Below are 26,195 nucleotides of genomic sequence, written 5' to 3'. Positions count from 1 at the left end.
CGGCGATGACCATGAACGCAACCGGCGGCGAGGCAACCTTCGCCGATCTGGGGCTCCGATCTGAGCTCCTGGATGTGCTGTCCGCTCTGGGGTACGAGGAGCCCACTCCGATCCAGGCAGAGGCGATCCCCCCGTTGGTGCAGGGGCGTGATCTGCTCGGGCAGGCGGCGACGGGCACGGGGAAGACCGCGGCGTTCGCGTTGCCCGTGCTGCAGCGCATGTCCCACCCCGGTGATGGTGACGGGCCGGTGACAGTGGTGCTCGTGCCCACGCGTGAGCTGGCCGTTCAGGTCTCGGAGGCGTTCCATCGGTATGGCCGCACGCTCGGGACCCGCGTTCTGCCGGTCTACGGCGGAGCGCCCATCGTCCGGCAGTTGCAGGCGCTCAAGCGTGGCGTGGACGTCGTGGTCGCGACACCGGGACGGGCCCTCGACCTCATCGGCCGGGGAGCGCTCGACCTGCGGGGTCTGCGCACGGTCGTGCTGGACGAGGCGGACGAGATGCTCGACATGGGGTTCGCCGACGACATCGAGGCGATTCTGGCGGAGACTCCGGAGGATCGCCAGACCGTGCTGTTCTCGGCCACGCTTCCGCCGCGCATCGACGGGATCGCCCGCCGCCACCTGCACGACCCGGTCCGGCTGGAGATGGGACATGCGGCCGCGGAGGGGCGCCAGGCGACGCCCTTGGTGGAGCAGAGCGCGTACCTGGTCGCCAGGGCGCACAAACCGGCGGCGCTGGGCCGCCTCCTCGACATCGAGGCGCCGACGGCCGCGATCATTTTCTGCCGTACCCGTGACGAGGTCGACCAGCTCACCGAGACCATGAACGGGCGCGGACACCGTGCCGAGGCGCTGCACGGCGGGATGGAGCAGGAGCAACGCGATCGCGTGATGTCACGGCTGCGGGCCGGGACCGCCGACCTGCTCATCGCGACCGACGTGGCCGCGCGCGGCCTGGACGTCGAACAGCTCACGCACGTCGTCAACTACAACGTCCCGTCCGCGCCCGAGGCGTACGTACACCGCATCGGCAGGGTGGGCCGCGCCGGCCGCGAGGGGGTGGCGTTGACCCTGGTGGAGCCACGCGAGCACCGCATGCTCAAGGCGATCGAGCGGGTGACCAAGCAGCGGATCACGGTGGAGCGGCTGCCGACCGTCGCCGACCTCCAGGCGCGCCGGATGGAGCTGACCCGTTCCGCGCTGGAGGAATGCCTGCTCCAGGACGACCTGGAGCCCTTCCACGTCGTGGTCGAGTCGCTCACCGACGAGTTCGACCTCATGGAAGTGGCGCTCGCCGCCGTCAAGCTGGCGCACCAGGCCAGCGGGGCCGCGCTGGACGAGCAGGAGATTCCCGAGGTGGCCCCGCGGGCCGTGGAGAAGCGGCGTGACCACCGGGACGGCGGCCAGGACGGCGCGCGATACGGCCGCGCCCCGGCGGGTGGGATGGTCCGCCTGTTCTTCAGTGTGGGACGCAGCGCGGGCATCCGGCCACAGGACCTGGTCGGCGCGATAGCCGGCGAGTCGAGCCTGAGCGGCCGCGACATCGGCGCGATCGAGATCGCCGACCGGTTCTCGCTGGTGGAGGTGCCGCAGGCCGCGGCCAACGAGGTGATCGCGGCCCTCCGGCAGGCCACGATCAAGGGGCGGAGACCGACCGTCCGCCGCGAGCGTGACACGCGCAGCAGGCCGACACGACAATGAGGCCGAATTTCCCGTCCGGCTAGGGGAGGCGGTTGCCGCGTTCGTCGCGTACCTCGAACGGGCCCGTTCTGCCCTGTCGCTGGGCAGCCGCTTCCAGATCATGGCGGCGTCACGCAGGACGTCGCCGTAGACGTTCGTTGACTCCGGCGCGGCCTGCGCCCACGCGGGGGAGGCCGCGACCACAGCGGCACCGCCTGAGGCGATACCTCCGAGGAAATGTGCGCCGTGCGGTGGGATTTTGATGACCGCATGACCGCCTCTGTCAAGCTCCTTGACCGTGATCGCGGAGGCGTCGGGCGAATTCAATTCTTGAAGAAGTTAATTATGGCTACAATCGGTTGCAACCCCCAGCCTTCGGGAGGCACCTGTTGAACTGGCTACTCACCGGCGCGTTGCTGGCCGGACTGATGACAGCCCCCGCCACCCCCAAGCCCACCGATACCTGGACCGTCAAGGCCCCTGCGGGCGGCCCCGTCGCCACCGTCCACCTCGACCCGCAGGGCCGCCCCTCCGTGGCCGTGGCGCGGGACGGAGCGGCCGTGCTGGCCCCCAGCCCGCTCGGCGTCACCACCGAACAGGCCGACCTCACCACCGGCCTGAGCCTGACCGGCCGCTCCAGCCGCGCGGTCGTCGAGAAGTACACCACCACGGCGGGCAAGCGCCTCGATCGCCTGTCCGTGATGAACGAGACCCGTTTCCGCTTCACTCGCGGCGATGCCAAGCTCGACCTGGTCGTCAGGGCCGCCCGCGACGGCGTCGCCTACCGCTACGAGCTGCCCGGCGCGGGCGCCGTCCTCGGCGAGGCCTCGGCGTTCACGATTCCGGCCGGGTCGACCGCGTGGCTGGCCGGGCATCGCCGCGACTACGAGAACCCGTTCATCCAGTACGCCGACGTCCCCCCGGCCGAATACCAGATGCCCGCCCTGTTCGGGGTGGGCCAGAACTACCTCCTGCTGGCCGAATCGGCGCTGAACGGCTCCTATACCGGCCCCCACCTGGTCAGCGACCAGGGCACCTACAAGATCGCCCTCTGGGACGCGCGGGTGCCCTACGACGCCGGCCTGACCACGCCGTGGCGGGTCATGGTCACGGGCGACCTCGCGACCGTCACCGAGTCCACCCTCGTCGACGACCTCGCTCCCGGCTCCCGGCTCACCGACACCTCGTGGATCAAGCCGGGCAAGGTGCTGTGGAGCTGGCTGGCCGGTGGCCGGCCCGTGCAGCAGAGCCTGGATCGTCAGAAGGAGTTCGTCGACTACGCCGCGCAGCACCGCTGGCCGTACGTGCTGGTCGACGCCGGTTGGTACGACGATCCGGTCACCGGCGAGCGGGCCTGGACGGATCGGACAGCCGACTTCACCTGGATGCCGCAGCTCGTCGAGTACGGCAAGGCGCACGGAGTCGGCATCATGACGTGGCTGCGCTTCTCCGACTTCGACACCCACGACGAGCGCGTCCAGCGCTTCGGCCTGCTGCACCAATGGGGTGTGAAGGGCGTCAAGCTGGACTTCATCGACTCCGAGGCGCAGGAGCGGCTGCAGTGGTACGACGGGACACTGCGGGACCTGGCCGACAACCAGCTCATGGTCAACTTCCACGGCTCCACCGTGCCCAAGGGGATCAACCGGACGTGGCCCCACGTGATGAGCATGGAAGGGGTGCACGGCGCGGAGAAGTCGTCGAACCTGAACACCAGCCACCTGGCGGCCCTGCCGTACACCAGGAACGAGATCGGCTCGATGGACTACACGCCGATGGCCTTCCAGCGGGAGAGCCGGCCCACCTCCGACGCTCACGAGCTGGCGCTGTCGGTGGTGTTCGAGTCGGGGCTGGAGAATCTGGCCGGGTCGCTGGAGGCCTACCGGGAGCGGCCCGAGGCCGAGCGCTTCCTCGACCAGGTGCCCAACGTGTGGGATGAGACGCGGCTGCTGTCCGGGAAGCCCGCCGACCACACGGTGATGGCCAGACGCAGCGGCGACCGCTGGTTCATCGGCGCCGGAGTCTCCGGGGCGGCCCGTACGCTCCAGGTGCCGACGGGCTTCCTGCGGGGGCGCTGGCTCGTCGAGGTGACCAGGGACGGCGCCGACGCTCTTGTGCGCGAGCCGCACGTGGTGCAGGGCGGCACGCTGGCGGTTGAGGTCCCCGCCGAGGGCGGTTTCGCCGCCATCGCCTGCCGCTGGCGCCCCGGCCTGACAACCTGCGCCCGCTGAGAACATTGGTGTGGCGGACCGCTGGATACGCGGTCCGCCGCACCTCAGCCCTTGAGGCCCGTGGTCGAGATGCCCTCGGTGATGCGACGTTGGAAGATCAGGAAGAAGCCCAGGATCGGGACCAGCGACAGCACCGCCATCGCGAGCATCGGACCCCAGGAGGAGCCGCCGCTGGAATCGAGGAACGCCCGGAGCGCGAGCGGCACCGTATAGGTCGACACATCGCTCAAATAGACGAGCTGGCTGAAGAAGTCATCCCACGTCCAGATGAACGTGAAGATGGCGGTGGTGATCAGCGCCGGCCGCGACAGCGGCAGGATGATCCGCCAGTACACCAGGACGGGCCCGCACCCGTCGATGCGGGCCGCGTCGTCCAGCTCGCGCGGCAGCGACCGGATGAACTGCACCATCAGGAAGATGAAGAACCCGTCCACGGCCAGGAACTTCGGCACGATCAGCGGCAGGAACGTGTCCACCCACCCGAGATACTTGAACAGCGTGTACTGCGGCACGATCAGCACGTGGATCGGCAGCATGATCGACATCATCATGATCGCGAACCAGAGCTTCCTGAACCGGAAACTCAGCCGGGCGAAGGCATAGGCCGCCATCGAGCACGACATCACGTTCCCCACCACGGCCGCCGCGGCGATGAGGAACGAGTTCGCGAAGAACCCGCTGAAGGGCACGCCCAGGGCGGTCCACCCGGTGGCGTAGTTGTCCGCGACCACGGTCTGCGGCACCAGCCCGGGATTGCTGAAGATCTCGTCGTTGGGCTTGAACGAGGAGCTGATCAGCCAGAACAGCGGGTAGAGCATGACGAGCGCGCCCACCACGACCAGCAGGTGGACGGCCCAGCGACGGCTAGTCGGCATAGTGCACCCAGTACCTCGCGGAACGGAAGGCCAGCCCGGTGAAGGCCGCGGTCACCAGGAGGAGCACCCAGGCCAGCGCGGAGGCGTAGCCCATCCGGAAGTTCCCGAAACCCTCCTGGTAGATGAACAGTGTGTAGAACAGCGTGGAGTCGGCCGGTCCGCCGGTGCCCCCGCTGATGATGAACGCGGGGGTGAACGCCTTGAAGGAGTTCACCGTCTGCAGGACCAGGTTGAAGAAGATGATCGGGCTGAGCATGGGCAGCGTGATGCGGAAGAACGCGCGTACCCGCCCGGCGCCGTCCACCGCCGCGGCGTCGTAGAGCTCGGCGGGGATCTGCTTCAACCCGGCCAGGAAGATCAGCATGGGCGAGCCGAACTGCCAGACGTGCAGCACGATCAGCGTGTAGATCGCGTACTGGGGAGTGGAGATCCAGCTCGGCCCCACGATCCCGAAATATCGCAGCCCGTCGTTGATCAGGCCGTCCGCCCCGAAGATCTGCCGCCAGAGGATCGCGACCGCGACACTGCCGCCCAGCAGCGACGGCAGGTAGTAGGCGGCGCGGTACACCCCGGTGGCCCGCATGGGCCGGTTCAGCAGCACCGCCACCAGCAGCGCGAACGCGCCGGTCAGCGGCACGGAGAAGACGACATAGATCAGTGTGACCCGCACGGCGTTGACGAAGTGCGGGTCGTCGGTGAGCATCCTGGCGTAGTTGTCCAGCCCCACGAAGGACGGAGGGGTGAGCAGGTCGAAGTCGGTGAACGACAGCGCCAGCGAGGCCAGGATGGGCCCGCCGGTCAGCAGCAGCAGACCGGCGAACCACGGCAGCAGGAACAGGTAGGCCGAACGTCCCTCTACTTGAGCACTCGTCCGGCTTCTTCGAAGAATCGGGACACCCCCTGATCGATCGTCAGCTTGCCGAAGCCGATCTGCTGGTTGATGTTCATGAGCACCTTGTTGTGCAGCTCACCGGCGCCGAGCGGCTGCGGTGGGGGGAGCGGGCCGACCTTGTCCTTGATCGAGTCGATGTAGCCGTAGACCAGTTGCTCGGACGGCGACGCCTTGGGCCGCAGCGCGGTGCGGATCGCGGCCGCGGGCGGGATGCCGCGCTCGGAGCCGAGTTGGGCGGCCACGTCCACGTCCGAGACGAGCGCGTTGACCAGCGCCACCGCGTCGTCCTTGGCCTTGCTCCCGGCGCTGACGGTCAGGAGCATGGACGGCTTGTAGTACTGGCCCGGCTTGTCACCCGTCGGGAAGGCATGGATGCCGATCTCGTCCTTGGTGAGCGACATGTAGGCGGTGAGCTGGTTCGACCAGGCGAAGTCCATGACCGCCTTGCGGGTGGCGACCAGGCTGTTCTGCACGTCGCCCAGCGCGGTGGCCTGGACGTCCGGCGGTGTGGCCGCGCCGGCCTTGCGCAGGCCGTCCCAGAAGGTGAACCACTCCTTGAGGTCGTTCTCGTCGTAGGCCAGCTTGCCGTCGGGGGTGAAGAACATCTTGCCCCGCTCCAGCAGCCAGTTCTCCAGCGCGCCGCCGTCCTGGGCGCCGTCCTCGGTGCCGAAGACGCCCTTGCCCGCCAGCTTCTTGGCCAGCTCGCCGTACTCGGGCCAGGTGAAGGTGTCGGGGATCTCCACCCCGCGTTCGGCCGCCAGGCTCTTGTTGACGATGAGGGCCATGGAGTTGATGCCGAAGTTCACGGCGTACTGCTTGCCGTTGATCTTCCCCGCGTTCACCACGTCGGGCTCGAAGCCGGACAGGTCCAGGCCCTTGCCGACGTACGGGCCAAGGTCCAGCAGGCTGCCGCGCCTGGCGTACTCGCCGAGGTAGGAGTAGTCCATCTGGATCACGTCGGGGGCGTTGCCGCCCGCGGTCTGCGTGGCCAGCTTCTCCCAGTACCCGTCCCAGCCGGAGAACTGGGTCTTGATCTGGACACCGGGTTTCTTCTTCTTGAAGGCGTCGATGGCCTTCTGCGTCGCGGTATGGCGTGCCGTGCTGCCCCACCAGGCGAACTGGAGGCTGGCACCCGAGCTTCCCCCTCCGGCGCAGCCGGCCAGCGCGAGAGTCGCGGCGGCCGCGCCGACTTGGAGGAATCCTCGTCTGCTGAGAGTACTCATGCGGGGGTGTCCGTCCATGAACCGGGCAAAATACTTAACTCAGGACGTTAATTGGGACGTAACATTACGTCAACGCCCCCCGGCAAACGGTTGCAGCTTCGAGACCCTCGGATCTTTCATGGCCCTTGACCGCGATCCGGTGCAGAAATACCGTCATGGGTGCCTAACACATCCGATCTATCTACGATGAGGGGCACCCATGGCCGGAGGCGTTCTGTCCAGGCGCGCACTGCTCGGCTCCGCGCTGGCCGCCCCCGCGCTCGGCGCCCTGGGTGGTTCCCCGCTGCTCCGCGACGAGATCGACTGGAAGGGCTTCCTGGCCGACGCCGACCTGGTGTGGCAGCGGATGCCGCGGACCTGGTACGAAGGGCCGTTCCTGGGCAACGGTTTCCTCGGCTCCGGCATCTACGCCCAGCAGGACGCCAACGCGGTGCGCTTCAACGTGCAGCACAGCGAGGTCCAGGACCACCGTCCCGAGTACGGCGCGCTGTTCGGCCTGGCCCGCCTGCCCATCGGCCACCTCACGCTGGAGCCCGTCGGCGCGATCACGGGCGTCGACTGGCGGCTCGACCTGTGGAACGCCGAGCTGACCGGCACCATCACCACCGCCTCCGGCAGCCTGACGATCAGCGCGCTGATCCACAACGACCGCTCCGTGCTGGCCGTCGACGTCGTCCCGAGCGACGGCGAGCGGGACTTCCGCTGGACCTTCCACCCCGAGGAGGCCATCAGCCCCCGCGCCAACCCGATCTTCAACAAGCCGCCCCCGCCCGGCTACACCACCAACCCCGCTCCGGCCGTGACCCGCCACGGCGACCTGGAGCTGATCACCCAGCCGCTGGTGGCCGGCGGTGGGCACGCGACGGCCTGGCAGGAGGTACGGCGCGGCCGGCGCCGTACCCTCTACGCCGCGGTCGCCTGGTCCTTCCCGGGCGACACGGCCGCCGACGAGGCGGTCAGATCGGTGCGCTCGGCCGCGCGGCTGCCCATCGAGGCGCTGGCCGTCGACCACCGGCACTGGTGGCACCGCTACTACCGCATGAGCTTCCTGTCGGTGCCGGACCAGCGGACGCAGAGCTTCTACTGGATCCAGCTCTACAAGGTGGCCGCCGCCGCGCGCCGGGACGCGCCGCCCATGGCGACCTCCGGGCCGTGGCTGGAACCGACGCCGTGGCCGGCGACCTGGTGGAACCTCAACGTGCAGCTCGAATACTGGCTGATCCACGGGTCGAACCACCTGGAGCTGGACGCGGTCACCAGGAGCCTGTCGCAGTACCGGCAGCGCCTCATCGACCAGGTGACGTTCCCCGAGGACTCCGCGGGCATTCCGCGCACCACGGACATGACCCTCGACAACGGCGCCGGAATCGGCAACAGCGGTTTCCCGGTGGGCATCCCCGGCCGGGACACTCCCGTCCCCGAGGTCGGCAACCTGACCTGGGCGCTGCACAACGTCTGGCTGTCCTACCGGCACACGATGGATGTTCGAATCGTCCGGGACGTGCTGTTCCCGCTGCTGCGCCGGGCGATCAACTACTACCTGCGCTTCCTGGCCCCCGGCGCGGACGGCAAACTGCACCTGCCCGCCACGTTCTCTCCCGAGTACGGGGTCAACGCGCCGGACACGAACTACGACCTGGCGCTGATCCGCTGGGGCTGCCGGACGCTGGTCGAGTCCGCGCGCCTGCTGGGCGTGCGGGACCCGCTGCTGCCGAAGTGGCAGGACGTGCTGGCGAACCTGGCCGCCTACCCGGTCGACGAGAACGGTTTCATGATCGGAGCGGGCGCGCCGTTCGCCAAGTCACACCGGCATTACTCCCACCTCCTGATGATCTACCCCCTGTACCTGCTCACCTGGGAGCAGCAGGACCAGCGCGAGCTGATCGAGAAGTCGCTCAAGCACTGGATCAGCTTTGAAGGCGCCCTGCAGGGCTACAGCTTCACTGGCGCGGCCTCGATCTCCGCGCAGATGCTGCGTGGCGACGACGCCCGCTTCTACCTCGACGAACTGCTGCGCCGCTTCGTCCAGCCCAACACGATGTACAAGGAGAGCGGCCCCGTCATCGAGACGCCGCTGTCGGCCGCCCAGACCATGCACGACATGATCTGCCAGAGCTGGGACGGCGTCATCAGGGTGCTGCCCGCCGTACCGGCCGCCTGGCCCGACGTGACCGTGCACGACTTCCTGACGCAGGGCGCGTTCCTGCTCTCGGCCGCCCGGCGCGGCGGTCGCACCGACTTCGTCCGGCTGGTCTCGCTGGCGGGTGCGCCGTGCCGCGTCCGCACCGGCATCGACGGCCCGTTCACCGTACGATCCAACGGCAGGAAGGTGCCCTGGCGGACGCTGCCCGGCGGCGATCTCGAGCTCGACCTACGCCGCGGCGAGGAAGTGCTGATCCAGGCCCGGGGCGACGCGGTGATCCGGCCGGTGACGGCGCCGAGTCAGCCCCGCTGGGGCCTGCCCGCCTGACACCACCCGGACCCGTCTGAAGGGTAGATCAACAACGTCGCGAACGCCGCGCTGGCCGGGATTTGACACACATCTGGCGACCAGGTCATTCTGATCCGCGGCGCGCGCAAAACGTGCGAAAAAACTCAATCGGCGGGGGCGGCAATGGCAGCGGGTGGATCACCCCTGGAATCTGTTCTGCACCTCTATCAAGATCAGCTGAGCGCGGCCCCAGAAAGGGTCGCCGTCGCGGCCGGTCAAGATCAACTCACCTACCGGGAGCTGGATCGCCTCGCGAACGGCATCGCCGCTGAGCTGCGTCATCTCCCGATGAACGAGCAGCGCTGGGTGGCCGTGCTCGCGGGCCGCTCGATCCGGCTGATCGCGGGTCAGCTCGGTGCCATGAAGGCGGGCCTCGCCTTCGCCCCGATCGACCCGGCCACGCCCGCGGAGCGGATCCACGCCATGCTGGCGGGAGCCACGGCCGTCGTCACGGCGCCGGAGTGGAGATCCCTGGTCCCCGACGGCATCCCGGTGATCGACACGCCCGCCGAGGCGGATGCGTCACCCCCGCCCCACGTCGAGCCCGGCGAGCCCGCCTACCTCATCCACACCTCCGGCTCCACGGGGACGCCCAAGGGCGTGCTCGTCCCGCACCGCGCGCTGACCAACCTGATCAGCTGGTCGCACGAGACCTTCGGGCTGGGCGGCCGTGCCCCGCTGGTCACCAGCCCCAACTTCGACCCGTCGGTGTGGGAGATCTGGACGTACCTGACCGCGGGCACCACGATGGTCATCCCCAGCGAGCGGACCAGGCTCTCCCTGCCCGCCTTACGCGACTGGATCGTGGAGCAGGAGCTGACCACCTGCTACGCGCCCACTCCCATCGCCGAGGGCCTGCTCGGCCTGTCCTGGCCGGCGGAGACCAAGCTCGCGACACTGAGCACCGGCGGCGACCGGCTCACCACCTACCCGAGACCCGAGCTGCCCTTCCGGCTGATCAACCTGTACGGCCCGGCAGAATGCGCCGTCAACGCGATCGCCGGCGAGGTGCCGGTCTACGACGGCCAGAGCCGCCCGCCCGCGCTCGGCACGCCGCTGCCCGGCGTCACCGTCCACCTCCTGGACGAGGCGATGCGGCCGGTCGAGGAGGGCGAGATGTACCTCGGCGGCGTGTGCGTCGGCCTGGGCTACCTCGACCGGCCCGACCTGACGGCCGAGCGCTTCGTCCGCGACCAGGACGGGCGGCTGCTCTACCGCACAGGTGACCTGGCCAGGCGGCGGTCCGACGGGGTCATCGAGTTCCTGGGGCGGCTCGACGACCAGGTCAAGATCCGCGGCAACCGGGTGGAGCTCGGCGAGATCGAGACCGTGCTCGGCCGTCACCCGCGGGTCCGGGCCGCCACCACCGCGCTGCGCGGCCACGAACTGGTCGCCTACATCGTGGGCACGGCGACCGAGCAGGAAGCGCACGCCCACCTCCGCAGGTTCCTGCCCGACTACATGATCCCCACCGCCTGGGTCTTCCTGGACGAGTTACCGCTGACCGGCAACGGCAAGGTGGATCGTGCCGCCCTGCCCGACCCGGTCCGCGAGCCCCGCTCGATCACGCCGCCCGGCACCGCCACCGAGCTGCTGCTCGCCGAGCTCTGGCAGGACGTCCTCGATGCCGGGCCGATCGGCGCCGACGACGACTTCCTGGCACTGGGCGGCCAGTCGCTGCTGGCGATGCGTATCGCCGCCCGCGCCTGCGAAAGGCTGGGCAAGCCGGTCGAGCCCCGGATGCTGTTCGAACACCCCACGCTCGCCGCGCTCGCCCGGGCGATCGACGGCCTGCCGGAGGCGACGGCGGCGACCCCGGCCGAGGGCGGCCTGACGCCGGCGCAGCGCCGGCTCTGGTTCATCGACCAGGTGGCGCCCGGCGCGCAGTACAACGTGCCCATCCTGTTCGCCCTCGACGGCCCCCTCGACGCCGGGCGGCTGGAGAACGCGATCAACGAGATCGTCCGCAGGCACCCACCCTTGCGTACCCGCTACGAAGAGCACGACGGCGAGCCGGTGCCCGTGGTCGAGCCGACGCGGCTCGTACAGCTGAAGGTCGTGGACGCCACCCCGCGTGGCGCGGACGCGCTGGCCAAGCACGCCGCCCGCGACCCCTTCGACCTGCGCAACGGTCCTGTGCTGCGGGCGCTGCTGCTCCGGCTCGCCGACGACCGGCACCGGCTGCTGGTGACCGTCCACCACATCGCCTTCGACGGCTGGTCGGCCGGGGTCTTCCTGGACGAGCTGGCGCGGCTCTACGCGGGGGAGAGCCTGCCCTCGCCGGTCGGGGCGTACCGGCGCACGCTGGATCTCGACCGCCTGCTGTACTGGAAGCAGGCCCTGGAGGCGCCGCCCGAACGGCTGGGGCTGCCCGCCGACCGCCCCGGATCGACGGGGCCGCTCCGGCGCGGTTCCCGGGTCCGGGCCACGCTGCCGGACGGGCTGCTCGCCGAGGTGGAGACGCTGGGCAGGCGCGCTCAGGCGAGCCCGTTCATGGTGCTGTTCGCCGCCTTCCAGGCGCTGCTGCACCGCTACAGCGGCCAGGACGACATCGTGACGGGCGTGCCGTTCTCCGGCAGGGAGGCGCCGGGCGCCGACTCCATGATCGGCTTTTTCGTGGAGACGCTGCCGATCAGGACCGGCCTGGCGGGCGACCCCTCCTTCGAGCGCCTGCTCTCACAGGTGCGGGCGACGGTCCTGGCCACGCCGACGGACGTGCCGCTTGAGGAGATCGTGCGGGAGCTCTGTCCCGACGGCCGGCCGCCCTTCGACGTGATGTTCGCGATGCAGGAGCCGCCGGACGCCAAGCGGGCCGATGGCGTGACCTTCCGGATGCTCGAGGAGGTGGAGAACGGCGGCGCCAAGGCCGACCTGGTGCTCTACGCCGAAGGGCAGGAGATGAGCCTGGAGTTCGCCACCGACCTGTTCGAGCGCGCCGGCGCGGAGCGGCTGCTGGGACACTACGTGCGCGTCCTGGAGCAGGTGGCGGCCGACCCGGCCGCGCCGATCTCCACACTGCTCGCCCAGCGGCACGAGCCCGCCGGTCACGGTCCCGACCAGTGCCTTCACCGGCTCTTCGAACAGCAGGCGGACAGAACACCGGACGCGGTCGCCGTCGAGTTCGACGGCGCCGCCCTCACCTACGCCGAGCTCGACCGGCGGGCCAACAGGCTGGCTCACCTGCTGCGCGAGCTGGGGGTGGGCCCGGAGGTGCCGGTCGCCCTGCACGTGCGGCGCTCACTCGACCTGCCCGTGGCGCTGCTGGGGATCCTGAAGTCGGGCGGCGCCTACGTGCCGCTCGACCCCTCCTACCCCCAGGGACGCCTCACCCAGGTGCTCGACCGGGTCGACACCCTGGTCCTGGTGACGCACCGGGCGCTGGCCGGCAGCCTGCCGCACGAGCGGCCCGTCCACGTCGACACCGACCTCGACGGCCGGCCGGAACACCGCCCGGACAGCGGCGTCACGGCCGACAACCTGGCCTACATCCTGTTCACCTCGGGCTCGACCGGCCGGCCCAAGGGCGTGGCGATGCCGCACCGCCCGGTCGCCAACCTCATCGCCTGGCACAGCGGCGCCTACCGGAGCCTGCAGTTCACCGCGCTCGGCTTTGACGTCTCCGTGCAGGAGATGTTCAGCACCTGGGCGTACGGCGGGACGCTGGTCATGGTCAGCGACGAGGTGCGGCGCGACCCGGCCGCCCTGCTCGACCACATCGCCCGGAACCGGGTGGAGCGGATCTTCCTCCCCTTCGTGGCGCTGCAGTCGCTGGCCGGCGCCGGGCTCGAACCGCCCGCCACGCTGCGCGAGGTGATCACCGCGGGCGAGCAGCTCCAGGTCACCCCGCAGCTCGAACGGTTCATCAAGCCGTGGATGACGCTCCACAACCAGTACGGGCCGACCGAGGGCGCGATCATCGACCTCGCCCACACGCTCACCGGCCCACCGGCGGACTGGCCGCGGCTGCCACCCATCGGCAAGCCGGTCACCGGCATCCAGACGCCGATACTCAACCGCCTGGGCCACGAGGCGCCCGACGGCGTCCCCGGCGAGCTCCACCTCGGCGGCGCCTGCCTGGCCAGGGGCTACCACGGCCAGCCCGAGCTGACGCGGGAACGGTTCATCACCTGGCGGGACGGGCGCAGGCTCTACCGGACCGGGGACCTGGCCCGCCGCAACGAAGCGGGGGAGATCGAGTTCCTGGGCCGCGTGGACGATCAGGTCAAGATCCGCGGTTACCGGGTCGAGCCCGGCGAGATCGCCGCGGTGCTGTCCGGGCATCCCGCCGTGCGTGAGGCGTTCGTCATGGCCAGGGACGGCGGGCTGGTGGCCTACGTGGCCGCCGACAGCGCCACCGACTGGACCCCGGTTCTGCGCGCCTACCTGGCCGAGCGGCTGCCCGAGTACATGGTGCCGAGCACGTTCGTCGCGCTGGAATCCTTGCCGGTGAACCCTTCGGGCAAGGTGGACCGGCAGGCCCTGCCGGCCCCCGGCCGGAGCGCGCGGACCGTCACGGCCCCGGCCACCCCGGTGGAGCAGGCCATCGCCGTCATCTGGCAGGAGGTGCTGGGCAGCCCGGTCGGGCGGCACGACAACCTCTTCGAGCTGGGTGGCAACTCGCTCAACGCGACCCAGATCGCCTCCCGACTACGCGAGGCGCTGGAGGTGCCCGTGCCCCTGCGGACGCTCTTCGCCCACCCGACCGTCGCCGAGCTGGGCGCGCGGCTCACGTCACCGGACGTGGAGGCGGCCGCCGAGATCTATCTGATGGTCGCAGCATATTCCGACGAAGAGGCCGAGGCTCTGCTGCGGTCGATGGAGGGCGGGCAATGAGCCTGTCAGCCCAGCAGCGCCAGCTCCTGGACGCGTTACGCAAGAAGAAACAGCAGGCCGGGCGCTCCAGGCCCGACCGGCTGCCGATGTCCTTCGCCCAGCATCGCGCCTGGTACCTGGACAAGATCGCGCCAGGCGCCGCGCACTACCTGATACCGCTCGCCTTCCGCATCGAGGGACCGCTCGACCGCGAAGCGCTGCACCGTGCGCTGAACGCCCTGGTGGCCAGGCATGAGAGCCTGCGCACCACGTTCGCCATGGACGAGGACGGCCCGTACCAGATCGTGGCCGACTCGCTGACGCTCGACCTGGCGGACGCCGAGGACGACGCGCCGATGGACCTGACCACCGGCCCGCTCATCCGCGCCTGCCTGCTGCGCGAAGACGCGGAGCGGCACGTCCTGCACCTCATGCTCCACCACATCGTCGCCGACGCCTGGTCGCTGGATGTGCTGCGCCGGGAACTGAGCGCGCTCTACCATGGCCAGGAGCTGCCGGCGCTGTCCCAGCAGTACCCCGACTACGCGATCTGGCAGCGGGAGAACGACTACGGCCAGGATCTGGACTACTGGCGCGAGAAACTGGCGGGGGCGCCGCCGTTCACCGAGCTGCCGACGGATCTGCCCCGGCCGGCCGTCCAGACGTACGCGGGCGCCGAGCTGCCCTTCACCCTCGGCCTCCCGCGCGCGGACTTCCAGGCGTACTGCCGAAGCCTGGGCGCCACGCCGTACATGGTGCTGTTCGCGGCCTACCTGGTGGTGCTCGCCCGGCGCTCCGGCCGGCGGGACCTGGTGGTGGGCACGCCCATCGCCAACCGGGACCGGATCGAGTTCGAGGGCCTGATCGGGTTCTTCACCAACACCCTGGCCATCCGCGCCGACCTGTCGGGCGAGCCGTCGTTGTCCGAGGTGGTCGAGCGGGTCAAGGAGGCGGTGCTCGACGCCCACGACCACCAGGGGATGCCGTTCGAACGGCTGGTGGAGGAGCTCAACCCGGAGCGTCGCCTGGACCGTAGCCCGGTGTTCCAGACGATGTTCGCCATGCTGCCCGCGGCCACAGGGACGTTGGAGCTGGCCGGCCTGACGGTCACCCCCGTGGAGATCCCCGAGCGTACGGCCAAGTTCGACCTGACCGTGGGCGTCCGCGAGAGCCTGGACGGGCTCGTCGAGTACAACACGGACCTGTTCCACGCGGAGACGATCCGCGGCCTGGTGGCCGACCTCCAGCAGGTGCTGGCCGCGGCGGTCGGCGGGGACGAGGCGTCCGGGGAGCTGCCGCGCCACGAGATCTCCCAGATCGTCACCCGGGCCTGGCGCGAGGCACTGGGCACCGGCGCCTTCGGCCCCGGCGACAACTTCTTCGAGGTCGGCGGCCACTCGCTGCTGGTCCTGCAGGTGCACGAGCGCCTGCGCAAGCGGTTCAGCCTGACGGTCACCGACCTGTTCAGGTACCCGACGATCGCCTCGCTGACGGCCTTCCTCAGCTCCGACAGCCTCACCTCCGACGGCCTCACCTCCGACGGTCCCGCGCCGAAGGCGGTCCCGGCCACCGCGCCCGCCGCCGGCGGCGGGCTCGCCATCGTCGGCATGGCCTGCCGCTTCCCCGGCGCCACGGGGCCCGAGGAGTTCTGGACGGCGATCCGCGACGGCGTGGAAGCCGTCCAGGACTTCACCGACGAGGAACTGCTCGCCGACGGCGAGAACCCCGAACTGCTGGCCGACCCCGCCTATGTCAGGTCGGGGACCGTGCTGGACGGCATCGACCTGTTCGACGCCACGCTGTTCGAGTTCACCCCGCGCGAGGCCGAGATCCTCGACCCGCAGCAGCGCCTGTTCCTGGAGACCGCCTGGGAGGCGCTGGAGGACGCGGGCTGCGACCCCGCCCGCCATCCGGGGCAGATCGGTGTCTTCGCCGGCTCGGCGATGAGCAGTTACCTCATCGAGAACCTGCTGGCCGCGCCCGACGTGCTCAAGGCGGTGGGCGAGTACCAGGTCATGCTCGGCAACGACAAGGACTCCCTGCCCACCCGGACCTCCTACAAGCTCGACCTGCGCGGGCCGAGCGTCAGCGTCAACACCGCCTGCTCCACCTCGCTGGTCGCGCTCCACCTGGCCAGGCAGAGCCTGCTCGCCGGCGACTGCGACCTCGCGCTGGCCGGCGCCGTGCGGGTCAACGCCTGGACCCGCCGCGGCTACCTCTACCAGAGCGGCGGCATCGGCTCGCCGGACGGCCACTGCCGTCCCTTCGACGCCGAGGCCCGGGGCACGATCGGCGCCAGCGGCGTCGGCATCGTCGTGCTCAAGCGGCTGGAGGAAGCCATCGCCGCGGGCGACACCATCCACGCCGTTGTACGTGGCTCCGCGGTCAACAACGACGGCACCAGGAAGGTCGGCTACACCGCGCCCGCCGTGGACGGCCAGGCCGAGGTCATCACCGCGGCCCTGGCCTCGGCCGGCGTCGACCCCGGCACGATCGGCTACATCGAGGCGCACGGCACGGGCACCGCGCTCGGCGATCCCATCGAGGTCGCGGCGCTCTCCCAGGTCTTCACCGGGAACCGGCGCATCGCGCTGGGCTCGGTCAAGTCCAACATCGGCCACGCCGACGCCGCCGCCGGGATGTCCGGGCTGATCAAGACCGTGCTGGCGCTCAAGCACCGCACCCTGCCGCCTTCGGCCAACTTCACGACGCCCAACCCGCGCATCGACTTCAGCCCGTTCTACGTCCCCACGACCGGCGCGGACTGGCCCCAAGGCCCGGAACCGCGAAGGGCGGGCGTCAGCGCCTTCGGAATGGGCGGCACCAACGCCCACGTCATCCTGGAGGAAGCACCCGAACCCCCCGCCGCCCCACCGGCGCCCGGCCAGGTTCTCGCTCCACTGACGGCCGGCCAGGCCGCTGTCCCATCGGCGACCGGACAGCTCTCAGCCCCACCGGTGACCGGCCCGCACCTGCTCATCCTGTCGGCCGCCAGTGAGCCGGCGCTGGCGGACATGGCCGTCCGGCTCCGCGCCCACCTGCGCGCGCGTCCGGGTACGGACCTGGACGACGTCGCCGCCACCCTCCGGCACGGCCGCCGCCAGTTGCGCCACCGCGGCATCCTGGTCGCCGAGGACCGCCGGTCGGCACCGGACGCCGAGTTCATCACGGGCGACGAGTCACACCCCCGCGAGGTCGCCTTCGTCTTTCCCGGCCAGGGCGCGCAACGCCGGGGGATGGGCGCGGGCCTGTACCGGTCGGAGGGCGCCTTCCGCGCCGCCGTCGACGACTGCTCCACCATCCTCACGTCGTACCTCGACCTCGACCTGCGCCAGGTCATGTACGGCGAGGCCGGCGATCTCGACCAGACCTGGCTCACCCAGCCCGCGCTCTTCGTCACGGAGTACGCGCTCGCCCGCACGCTGATCGAGCGCGGGGTCCGCCCGGCGATGATGGCCGGGCACAGTATCGGCGAGTACGTCGCCGCCTGCCTGGCCGGCGTCCTCACCCTGGAGGACGCCCTGCGCCTGGTCGCCGCGCGCGGCCGCCTGGTGCAGAGCCTGCCCCCCGGTTCGATGCTGGCCGTGCCGCTGCCCGAGTCCGAGGTACGCCACCTGCTCGGCGAGGACATCTCCCTGGCGGCGGTCAACACCCCCGAGCTGTGCGTCCTGGCCGGCCCGGAGCAGGCCATCGCCGAACTGGAGCAGCGGCTGATACGCCAGGACGTCGCCTGCCGCACGCTGCGCACCTCACACGCCTTCCACTCCGCCATGCTGGATCCGGTGCTCGACGCCTTCGCCGCCGAGGTCGCCTCCGTGCGGCTGGGCACCCCCGACCTGCCGTACCTCTCCAACGTCACGGGCGGCTGGGTGTCCGGCGCCGAGACCAAGGACCCCGCCTACTGGGTACGCCATCTGCGGGAAACCGTACGGTTCGCCGACTGCGCCCGCGCGTTGGTGACGGCCGACGCCGCGGTGGTGGAGGTGGGGCCGGGCCGGACGCTGAGCACGCTGGTGCGCCGTCAGGGCGGCCAGGCGACGGTCGCGCCGCTCGCCGAGCCGGAGAGCGGACAGGCCGCCCTGCTGGAGGGCATCGGGCGGCTGTGGGTGAATGGTGCCGTCGTCGACTGGGCGGCGGTCGGCCCGCCGGGCAGGCGGGTGTCCCTGCCCACGTATCCGTTCGAGCGGCGCCGCTACTGGATCGAGCCGCGCGCCCGGCGCTTCGAGATCGCGCCGGTGGCGGTCGACACAGCTCAGGGGGTTCAGACGAGCCACGCGGCCGGCACGGTTCAGGGGGGTCATACGGCCGACGCGGTTCAGGCGCTCGACGTGGTCGCCGCCGCCTGGCGGGATGTGCTCGGCATCACGCCCACCGGCCCTCGGGACGACTTCTTCGACCTGGGCGGCGACTCCCTCGTGGCCACCCAGCTCGCCTCCCGCCTGGGCCTGCCCATCGAGGCGGTCTTCGACCACCCCACCCTGGCCGGCCAGCAGGCGCTCGTCGCCTCGGCAGGCCGGCACGAGGTGATCCCACCCATTGCCTCGGCGGTTTCCCCGGACATCGCCTCGGACATCGCCCCGGCCATCGCTTCGGCGGTCGCCCGCGAGGTGATCCCGGTCGTCGAGGAGCCCGGTCCGGCTCCCGTCTCGTTCATCCAGCGGCGCATGTGGTTCATCGACCAGGTGCACGGCTCGGCCGCCTACGCCGTGGCCACGGCGCTGGACCTGCGGGGCGAGCTGGACGTGGAGCGGCTGCACGGCGCCCTGCGCGAGCTGGTGCGCCGGCACGAATCGCTGCGGACCGTCTTCCACGCCCCGGACGGCGAGCCGGTACAGGTGGTGCTGCCCGCGGGGGAGACGCCGCTGCCGATCGAGGACTGCGACGACGTCGAACGGGCGCTGAGCGAGACCGCGGCCCAGCCCTTCGACCTGGCGCACGGCCCGCTGTTCCGAGCCCGGCTGTTACGGCTCGACCCGGACCACCACGTCCTGTCGCTCGCCTTCCACCACATCGTCGTGGACGGCTGGTCGATCACCTTGCTGCGGAGCGAGCTGGCCGCGCTGTACAACGGCGAGACGCTCCCCGAGCCGCGGGTCAGGTACCGCGACTACGCGCGCTGGCAGCGGGAGCAGGCCGCCGACCTCGATTTCTGGAAGGAACGGCTGCACGGCATCCCGCACAGCCTGGACCTGCCCACGGACCGGCCGCGCCCGCCGACGCAGACCTTCGAGGGCGCCGTCGCCACCCACGTACTCCCCACGGAGCTGGCCTCGGGGGTGCGGAAGCTGAGTCAGGAGCGCGGCGCCACGCTCTACATGACCCTGCTGGCCGCGCTCCACACGCTGCTGTACCGCTACAGCGGCCAGGAGGACATCTGCGTCGGCTCGCCGGTGGCCGGGCGCACGCGTCCCGAGCTCGAAGGCATCGCGGGCTGCTTCATCAACACCCTGGTCATGCGGGCCACGATGGACGGCGCCCTGCCGTACACGGAGCTCCTGGCGCAGGTACGCTCGTACGCCCTGGGCGCGTACGCCCATCAGGACGTGCCGTTCGAACGCCTGGTGGAGGAGCTCAACCCGCCCAGGGACCTGTCGCGCAATCCGCTCTTCCAGGTGCTGTTCAACCTGCTCAACCTGCCCAAGAGCGACCTGGACCTGACCGGCCTGGCCGTGACGGAACGGGCCGTGGAGACCGGCACCGCCCAGGTGGACCTGGTGCTCTACGTCGACGAGCAGGGCGACGAGCTGCTGTGCAGGCTGGAGTACAACACCGCGCTCTACGACGCCGGCACCGCCCGGCGGCTGCTGCGGCACTACGAGAGCCTGCTCTCCGCCATCGTCGCGGCGCCCGAGACCCCGCTGTCCGACCTGGGCTTCCTCACCGGGGAAGAACTGGCCGAGCAGCTGGACGTCCAGGACGTCGAGGTGCCAGACCTGTGCATCCACGAGCTGGTGGAAGCCCAGGTCGACCGGACGCCCGACGCCGTGGCCGTCACGTTCGAGGGCGTCTCGCTGACGTACCGGGAGCTGGACGAGCGGGCCGGCCGGGTCGCCCGGCGCCTGCGGGCGGCGGGGGTGGGGCCCGAGACGCTGCTGGGCGTCGCGATGGAGCGGTCGGCCACGATGCTGGTCACCCTGCTCGGCGTGCTGAAGGCGGGCGGCGCGTACGTGCCGCTCGACCCGATGTACCCGCAGGAGCGCCAGGACCACATCCTGGAGGACTCCGGCCTCGGCGTCCTGGTCACCGAGCGCGAGCTGGCCGGCCGCTACACCGGCTACCAGGGCGAACTCATCCTCGCCGACGACGAGCGCGACAGGCACGTCCCCGGCGAGAGCCCCGAACGGCGACCCGTGCCGGAGAACCCCTGCTACGTCCTGTACACCTCCGGCTCCACCGGCCGGCCCAAGGGCGTGCGTGTCCAGCACTCCTCGGTGGTCAACTTCCTCACCTCGATGAGCCGCGAGCCCGGCCTGACCGGCCAGGACACGCTCCTGGCCGTCACCACGTTCGCCTTCGACATCTCGGTGCTCGAGCTGTTCCTGCCGCTCACGGTCGGCGGCCACGTGCTGATCGCGAGCCGCGAGGCGGCCTACGACCCGCTACGGCTGGCCGCCCTGCTGGACGGCGCGACGGTCATGCAGGCCACTCCGGCGACCTGGCGGCTGCTGCTGTCGTCGGGATGGCAGGGCAAGCCGGAGCTGAAGGCGCTCTGCGGCGGCGAGGCACTCCCCGCCGACCTGGCCACCGACCTGCGCGGCCGGGTGGCCGAACTGTGGAACCTGTACGGACCGACCGAGACCACGATCTGGTCCACCCTCACCCGGGTCACCGACGGGCCGATCACGATCGGCCACCCGATCGCCAACACCCGGATCCACCTGCTCGATGCCACGATGCAGCTGGTTCCCACCGGCGTGGTCGGCGAGCTCTACATCGGCGGGGCGGGACTGGCCCGCGACTACCTCGGCCGGCCCGAGCTGACGGCCGAGCGCTTCATCACCTGGCGGGACGGGCGCCGGCTGTACCGGACCGGTGACCTGGCCCGCCGCCGGGCCGACGGCTCGATCGAGTTCCTCGGCCGGGCCGACAAGCAGGTGAAGGTCCGCGGTTACCGGATCGAGCTGGGCGAGATCGAGTCGCTCCTGCTGGCACATCCGGCGGTCCGCGAGGCGGCCGTGGTGGTGCGCGGCTCGGACGAGGCCAAGAGCATCGCCGCCTACCTGGTCCATGATGCCGAGCACGACTGGCGCGAATACCTCCGGCGCAAACTGCCCGACTACATGATCCCCTCGGCGTTCGTGACACTGGACGCGCTGCCGCTCACCCCCAACGGCAAGGTGGACCGCAAGGCGCTGCCCGAGCCGGTCGGCCAGGTACGCGCTGAGGGCATGGCACCGCGGACCCCCGCCGAGGTCAAGCTGGCCGAGCTCTGGTCGGCGATCCTGGGCGTGCGGGGGATCGGGATCGACGACGACTTCTTCGCGCTGGGCGGCGACTCCTTCAAGGCGGTGCGTGCCGTACGGGACTCGGGGATCCAGGCGACCGTGATGGACCTCTTCAAGAACCCGACGATCCGAGCATTCGCCGCACTCGACGGATCATCCCGAAATTTCGGTCTCTTGCATGAACTGACGCCTCCGCGCTCCGCGGCCTCGCTGACCGTGGTCTGCGTGCCGTTCGCGGGCGGCGGCGCGATCACGTACCAGCAGTTGGCCGCGGCCCTGCCCGAGCAGCTCACCATGCTCGCGCTGGAGCCGCCGGGCCACGAGATCGGCAATCCCGGCGAGCCCGTGCTGCCCTTCCACGAGCTCGTCGAGGGCTGCGTCAAGGAGATCAAGGAGAAGGTCGACGGGCCCCTCGCGCTCTACGGCCACTGCATGGGCGGCGCGCTCACCGTCCAGCTGGCGCGCAGGCTGGAGGAGGAAGGCGTCAGCCTGGAGAAGGTGGTCATCGGCGGGCACTTCCCGGCGCCCCGGCTGCCGGGCAAGGCCTTCGCCTGGATCCGCAAGGTCTTCCCGATGGAGCGGTGGACCTCCAAGCGGCAGGCGCTGGAGTTCCTGCGGGCCATGGGCTTCTTCACCGAAGCGCTGGACCCTCACGAGCGCGACTTCCTCATGGGCGTCTTCCTCCATGACACCCAGGAGGGCGAGGACTACTACACCGACCTCTACCAGGCGCCCATCAAGAAGCTGGCGGCGCCGCTGGTATGCGTGGTCGGCGAGAACGACCGCGCCACCGAGCTGCACGAGGAGCGCTTCCGCGAATGGGAGGCCTTCTCCGACACGGTGTCGCTGGAGGTCATCCCCAAGGCCGGGCACTACTTCCAGAAGCACCAGGCGCCCGAACTGGCCGAGATCCTCGGCGGTGGCGACCGGCCGGCGGCGCCGCTGCCACCCCGCTACCAGCAGGCCAGCCTGAAGACGTTCCTCCTGGTGGCCCTCGGCCAGCTGGTGTCGCTGATCGGCACCGGGCTGACCACGTTCGGCCTGGGCCTGTGGGTCTACCAGCAGACGCGTTCGATCTCGATGTTCGCCATCGTCTCGGTCATGGCGCTGCTGCCCGCCGTCGTCCTGGCGCCGATCGCCGGAGCGGTGGCGGATCGCTGGAACCGCCGGCTCGTCATGATCACCGCCGACTCGGCGGCGGGTTGCGCCTCCGCCTCGCTGGCCGCCCTGCTCTGGACGGGCGGGCTCCAGCTCTGGCACGTCTATGTCATCGTCGCCGTCGGCGCGGTGTCGACGGCCTTCCACCAGCCCGCCTACATGGCGGCCATCGCCCAGCTGGTGCCCAAACGCTATTACGGCAGAGCCGGCGGCCTGGCCCAGTTGGGACCGGCGGCGGGGACCGTGCTGGCGCCGCTGCTGGGCGGCGCGCTCGTGGCCGCCATCGGACTGCCCGGCATCATCGTGATCGACCTGACCACCTTCGCCTTCGCGGTCACCGTGACCTTGGCGGTCCGCTTCCCGGACACGCTCTTCAAGAAGCGGGAGGAGCCGTTCTGGCAGGAGGTGACCGGCGGCTGGCGCTACATCACCCGCAGGCACGGGCTGCTGGCGATCATCCTGTTCACCTCGTTCCTGAACCTCCCCTTCGCCATGGTCGAGGTTCTGGCCACGCCGCTGCTGCTCAGCCTCACCGACAGCCGGGGCCTGGGCATAGCGCTCTCGATGAGCGGCATCGGGCTCGTCGTCGGCAGCGTGATCATGACGGTCACCGGCGGCCTGGCGCGCCGCACCAACGGCATCCTCGGCTGCTTCATGGCACTGGGCGTCGCCTTCGCCGTCATCGGGATCGCCCCCCACCCGGCGCTGCCCGCCATCGGGCTGTTCTTCATCGGGCTGCTCACCGCGCTGCTGAACGCGCACTGGTTCGCCATCGTGCAGCAGAAGGTCGGGCTCGACCTGCAGGGCCGGGTCATCGCCACCAACCTGATGCTCAGCTGGGCCCTGGTCCCGGTGGGCTTCCTGCTGGCCGGACCGCTGGTCGAGCAGGTCTTCAACCCCATCGCCGGCGCCGCGCAGGGCCGGGGGATCGCGCTGCTCACCCTGGTCGCCGGTGCGGTGACCGTGCTGATCGGCCTGGCGGCCTTCCGCTACCGGCCGGTCCGCTACCTGGAGGACGAGCTGCCCGACGCGATCCCCGACGGCGTGGTCATCACCGACAAGGACCTGATCCAGCGGGAGGCCGACAAGCAGCTCGTCCCTTGATCAGCGTTCGACCTCGACGTGGTAGCGACCGCCGTCATCGCGGTGCGCGCCGTGGATGTCGGTGGCCAGGTCGGGATAAGAGCGGTCGAACTCCTCCAAGGCGTGCAGGTACGCCATCAGCGGGCCGTCGGCGGGCCCGGTCGCCTCTCCGGGCATCAGCATGGGGATGCCCGGCGGGGTGACGACGACGGTGGTGGCGGAGACGCGGCCGGGCAGGTCGGCGAGCGGGACGCGTTCCGTGCGTGAGCGGATCAGGGCCTGGTAGCTGTCGGCCGGGGTGCGGACCGGTTCGGGCAGGGTGGTGAAGATCTGGTCGAGGAGCGCGCCGAGCCCGAGGGCACGGAGCTTGTCGTGTACGTCGGTGCAGAAGCGGCGCAGCGTGGTGTCCGGCGGCCCGAACCCCGGCAGCACCTCGGCCAGGGGCAGGTCGTCGTCATAGGCGCGCTTGAAGTCGGTGAGCGCGTCGATCAGCGTGCCCCACTTGCCCTTGGTGATGCCCATGGAGAACAGCACCAGCAGCGTGTGGTCCCCGGTCTTCTCCACGACGATGCCGCGCTGCCGCAGGTAGGTGGCGACGATCCGGGCGGGGATGCCCCAGTCGAGCGTGCCTTCGGCGGCGTCGGCCCCCGGGCAGGTGATCGTCACCTTGATGGGGTCGAGCAGGCAGTAGCCGTCGGTCAGGCCCTGGAAGCCGTGCCAGGCGGCGCCGGGCTCCAGCGTCCAGCACTCCGCATGGGTGCTCAGCAGGACGGGGTCGGCGTCGGCGAAGGAGACGGGCAGGCCGGTGCCGGGGTCCGTGACGTGCGTGGGCTGCCAGACGCCGAAGTACCAGTCCGGCCGCCGGCCGTCCTCCCGGATGCGGGCGGCCAGCCGGACCATGGCCTGGCGGAACCGGACCGCCTCGATGACGGCCTCGCCCGTCAGGTGCGCTCCGGACGCGCCGTCCATCATCCCCGCCGCCACGTCCAGCGAGGCGATCATCGGGTAGAGCGGCGAGGTGGAGCAGTGCATCAGGTACGTCTCATTGAGCCGCTCGTAGTCCACCGGAGCACGCCCGGCCGACCGGACGTGCAGCATCGCCGACTGCGACAGGGCCGCCAGGAGCTTGTGCGTCGACTGGGTGGCGAACACGGTGGGACGCTCCGGTCCCGGCAGCGTCCGCTCGTCCACGGCCATGCCGTAGCGGCGGGCGTACAGCGGGTTGAAGCGGGCGTAGGCGAACCACGCCTCGTCGAAATGCACGCGCGGAACGCTCTCGCTCAGCAGCTCGGCGACCCGTACGGCGTCGTAGCAGAGCCCGTCATAGGTGGAGTTGGTGATCACGGCGTAGGCCGGGTCGGTCCGCGCGAGAGGGTGGCCGGACAGGCGGGCGCGCAGGGTGTCGGCCCGCAGCTCGGCGGGCGGGATGGGACCGGCCAGGCCGAGGCCGTTGCGTTCGGGCACCAGGTAGACCGGGCGGGCGCCGCTGATGGTCAGCGCGTGCTGGAGTGACTTGTGGCAGTTGCGATCCACCAGAGCGGTCTCGTCGCGGGCGATGGCGTGGTGGCCGACGATGCGGTTGGCGGTGGCGTTGCCGTTCATCACGAAGAACGTGCGGTCGGCGCCGAAGACGCGGGCGGCGTTGCGTTCGGCGTCGCCGATCGGTCCGGTGTGGTCCAGCGGCGAGCCCAGCTCGGGCACGGAGATGGACAGGTCGGTGCGCAGCAGCCGCTCGCCGTAGAAGTCGAAGAACGCCCGCCCGACCGGTGACTTCAGGAACGCGACGCCGCCGGCGTGCGCCGGGGTGTGCCAGGAGTACTGATGGTGGTCCTGCAGCTTGCGCAGCGCGCGGAAGAACGGCGGCAGGATCCGCTCGGTGTAGGCCTCGGTCGCGTGCGCGATGCGGCCGGCGATGAAGTCAGGGGTGTCCTCAAGGGGGAACACGTAGCCCTGGATGACCTCGTACACCCACAGGGGGAGTTCCTGCTCGGCGGTCATGAGGAAGACCGGCAGGCCGTGGAAGCGCTGGGTGACCGCGCCCAGCACCTGATCGGCGCCCGGCGCGTCCCAGTCGGCCAGCATCCCGGCCAGTGAGGCGTCCGAGCCGATCACCGCCAGCGCGTCCTGCGTGCGGTGCGTCCAGCGCAGCTGGACGCCGAGGTCGTCCATGGCCGCGCTGACGCGGCGGATCTGCTCGGCGAGTGCCGTGTCGGCGTCGGGGCGTTCCGCGACCGCGGCGAGGACCGTTCGTTCCATGCGAACTCCATGGCAGGGGGGACTGGTCGATCCGCCCCTTACCCTGA

Annotated in this window: 9 protein-coding genes; 5 read left to right on the top strand and 4 right to left on the bottom strand. The window is 70.7% G+C overall.

Annotated features, from left to right (window positions below):
* Window positions 1–5 precede the first annotated feature (5 nt).
* Both AB0B91_RS20895 and AB0B91_RS20890 read left to right on the top strand, forming a co-directional pair.
* A complete protein-coding gene (locus tag AB0B91_RS20895) occupies window positions 6–1,703 on the top strand; it encodes a DEAD/DEAH box helicase (protein ID WP_358321793.1) in 1,698 nt (565 codons plus the stop codon).
* Window positions 1,704–2,071: 368 nt separating this feature from the next.
* Window positions 2,072–3,913, top strand: a complete 1,842-nt coding sequence (locus AB0B91_RS20890) for a glycoside hydrolase family 97 catalytic domain-containing protein (RefSeq protein ID WP_358321790.1) — start codon at window positions 2,072–2,074, stop codon at window positions 3,911–3,913.
* A 44-nt stretch (window positions 3,914–3,957) separates the two neighbouring features.
* Here the strand turns inward: AB0B91_RS20890 and AB0B91_RS20885 are convergent, their stop codons facing one another.
* The 3 genes from AB0B91_RS20885 to AB0B91_RS20875 are packed head-to-tail and all read right to left on the bottom strand — an operon-like array spanning window position 3,958 to window position 6,903.
* On the bottom strand, window positions 3,958–4,788 hold the full coding sequence (locus AB0B91_RS20885) for a carbohydrate ABC transporter permease (RefSeq protein WP_358321788.1): 831 nt from the start codon (window positions 4,786–4,788) through the stop codon (window positions 3,958–3,960).
* A complete protein-coding gene (locus AB0B91_RS20880; RefSeq protein WP_308127419.1) occupies window positions 4,778–5,677 on the bottom strand; it encodes a sugar ABC transporter permease in 900 nt (299 codons plus the stop codon). The genes AB0B91_RS20885 and AB0B91_RS20880 overlap by 11 nt, the downstream gene beginning before the upstream one ends.
* Entirely contained in the window at window positions 5,644–6,903 is a 1,260-nt protein-coding gene (locus AB0B91_RS20875) for an extracellular solute-binding protein (RefSeq protein WP_358321785.1), read from the bottom strand. Before AB0B91_RS20875 ends, AB0B91_RS20880 begins: the two co-directional genes overlap by 34 nt.
* Window positions 6,904–7,102: 199 nt before the next feature.
* Between AB0B91_RS20875 and AB0B91_RS20870 the strand changes: the two genes are divergently transcribed.
* The 3 genes from AB0B91_RS20870 (at window position 7,103) to AB0B91_RS20860 (ending at window position 23,913) form a co-directional block, all read left to right on the top strand.
* A complete protein-coding gene (locus AB0B91_RS20870) occupies window positions 7,103–9,373 on the top strand; it encodes a glycoside hydrolase family 95-like protein (protein ID WP_358321783.1) in 2,271 nt (756 codons plus the stop codon).
* Between the two features lie 144 nt (window positions 9,374–9,517).
* Window positions 9,518–14,227 carry an amino acid adenylation domain-containing protein gene (locus AB0B91_RS20865; protein WP_358321780.1) on the top strand — a complete coding sequence of 1,570 codons (4,710 nt, stop codon included), beginning with the start codon at window positions 9,518–9,520 and terminating at the stop codon, window positions 14,225–14,227.
* Window positions 14,224–23,913: an amino acid adenylation domain-containing protein gene (locus AB0B91_RS20860; protein WP_358321778.1), complete on the top strand. Its 9,690-nt coding sequence runs from the start codon at window positions 14,224–14,226 to the stop codon at window positions 23,911–23,913. The genes AB0B91_RS20865 and AB0B91_RS20860 overlap by 4 nt, the downstream gene beginning before the upstream one ends.
* Here AB0B91_RS20860 and AB0B91_RS20855 read toward each other — a convergent pair whose 3' ends face one another.
* Window positions 23,914–26,148, bottom strand: coding sequence for an Orn/Lys/Arg decarboxylase N-terminal domain-containing protein (locus AB0B91_RS20855; RefSeq protein WP_358321774.1), 2,235 nt, complete (start codon window positions 26,146–26,148; stop codon window positions 23,914–23,916).
* Window positions 26,149–26,195 lie beyond the last annotated feature (47 nt).

Source organism: Nonomuraea sp. NPDC049141 (assembly GCF_040648415.1).
In the GTDB taxonomy this organism is placed as follows: Bacteria; Actinomycetota; Actinomycetes; order Streptosporangiales; family Streptosporangiaceae; genus Nonomuraea.
Note: the sequence above shows the minus strand (reverse complement) of the source record. Positions and strands in the feature narration are given on the sequence as shown.

Excerpts from the sequence above, each read along its gene's own strand:
- AB0B91_RS20895 (WP_358321793.1), top strand. The coding sequence starts at position 6 with ATGACCATGAACGCAACCGGCGGCGAGGCAACCTTCGCCGATCTGGGG.
- AB0B91_RS20885 (WP_358321788.1), bottom strand. The coding sequence starts at position 4,788 with ATGCCGACTAGCCGTCGCTGGGCCGTCCACCTGCTGGTCGTGGTGGGC.
- AB0B91_RS20875 (WP_358321785.1), bottom strand. The coding sequence starts at position 6,903 with ATGAGTACTCTCAGCAGACGAGGATTCCTCCAAGTCGGCGCGGCCGCC.
- AB0B91_RS20870 (WP_358321783.1), top strand. The coding sequence starts at position 7,103 with ATGGCCGGAGGCGTTCTGTCCAGGCGCGCACTGCTCGGCTCCGCGCTG.
- AB0B91_RS20865 (WP_358321780.1), top strand. The coding sequence starts at position 9,518 with ATGGCAGCGGGTGGATCACCCCTGGAATCTGTTCTGCACCTCTATCAA.
- AB0B91_RS20860 (WP_358321778.1), top strand. The coding sequence starts at position 14,224 with ATGAGCCTGTCAGCCCAGCAGCGCCAGCTCCTGGACGCGTTACGCAAG.
- AB0B91_RS20855 (WP_358321774.1), bottom strand. The coding sequence starts at position 26,148 with ATGGAACGAACGGTCCTCGCCGCGGTCGCGGAACGCCCCGACGCCGAC.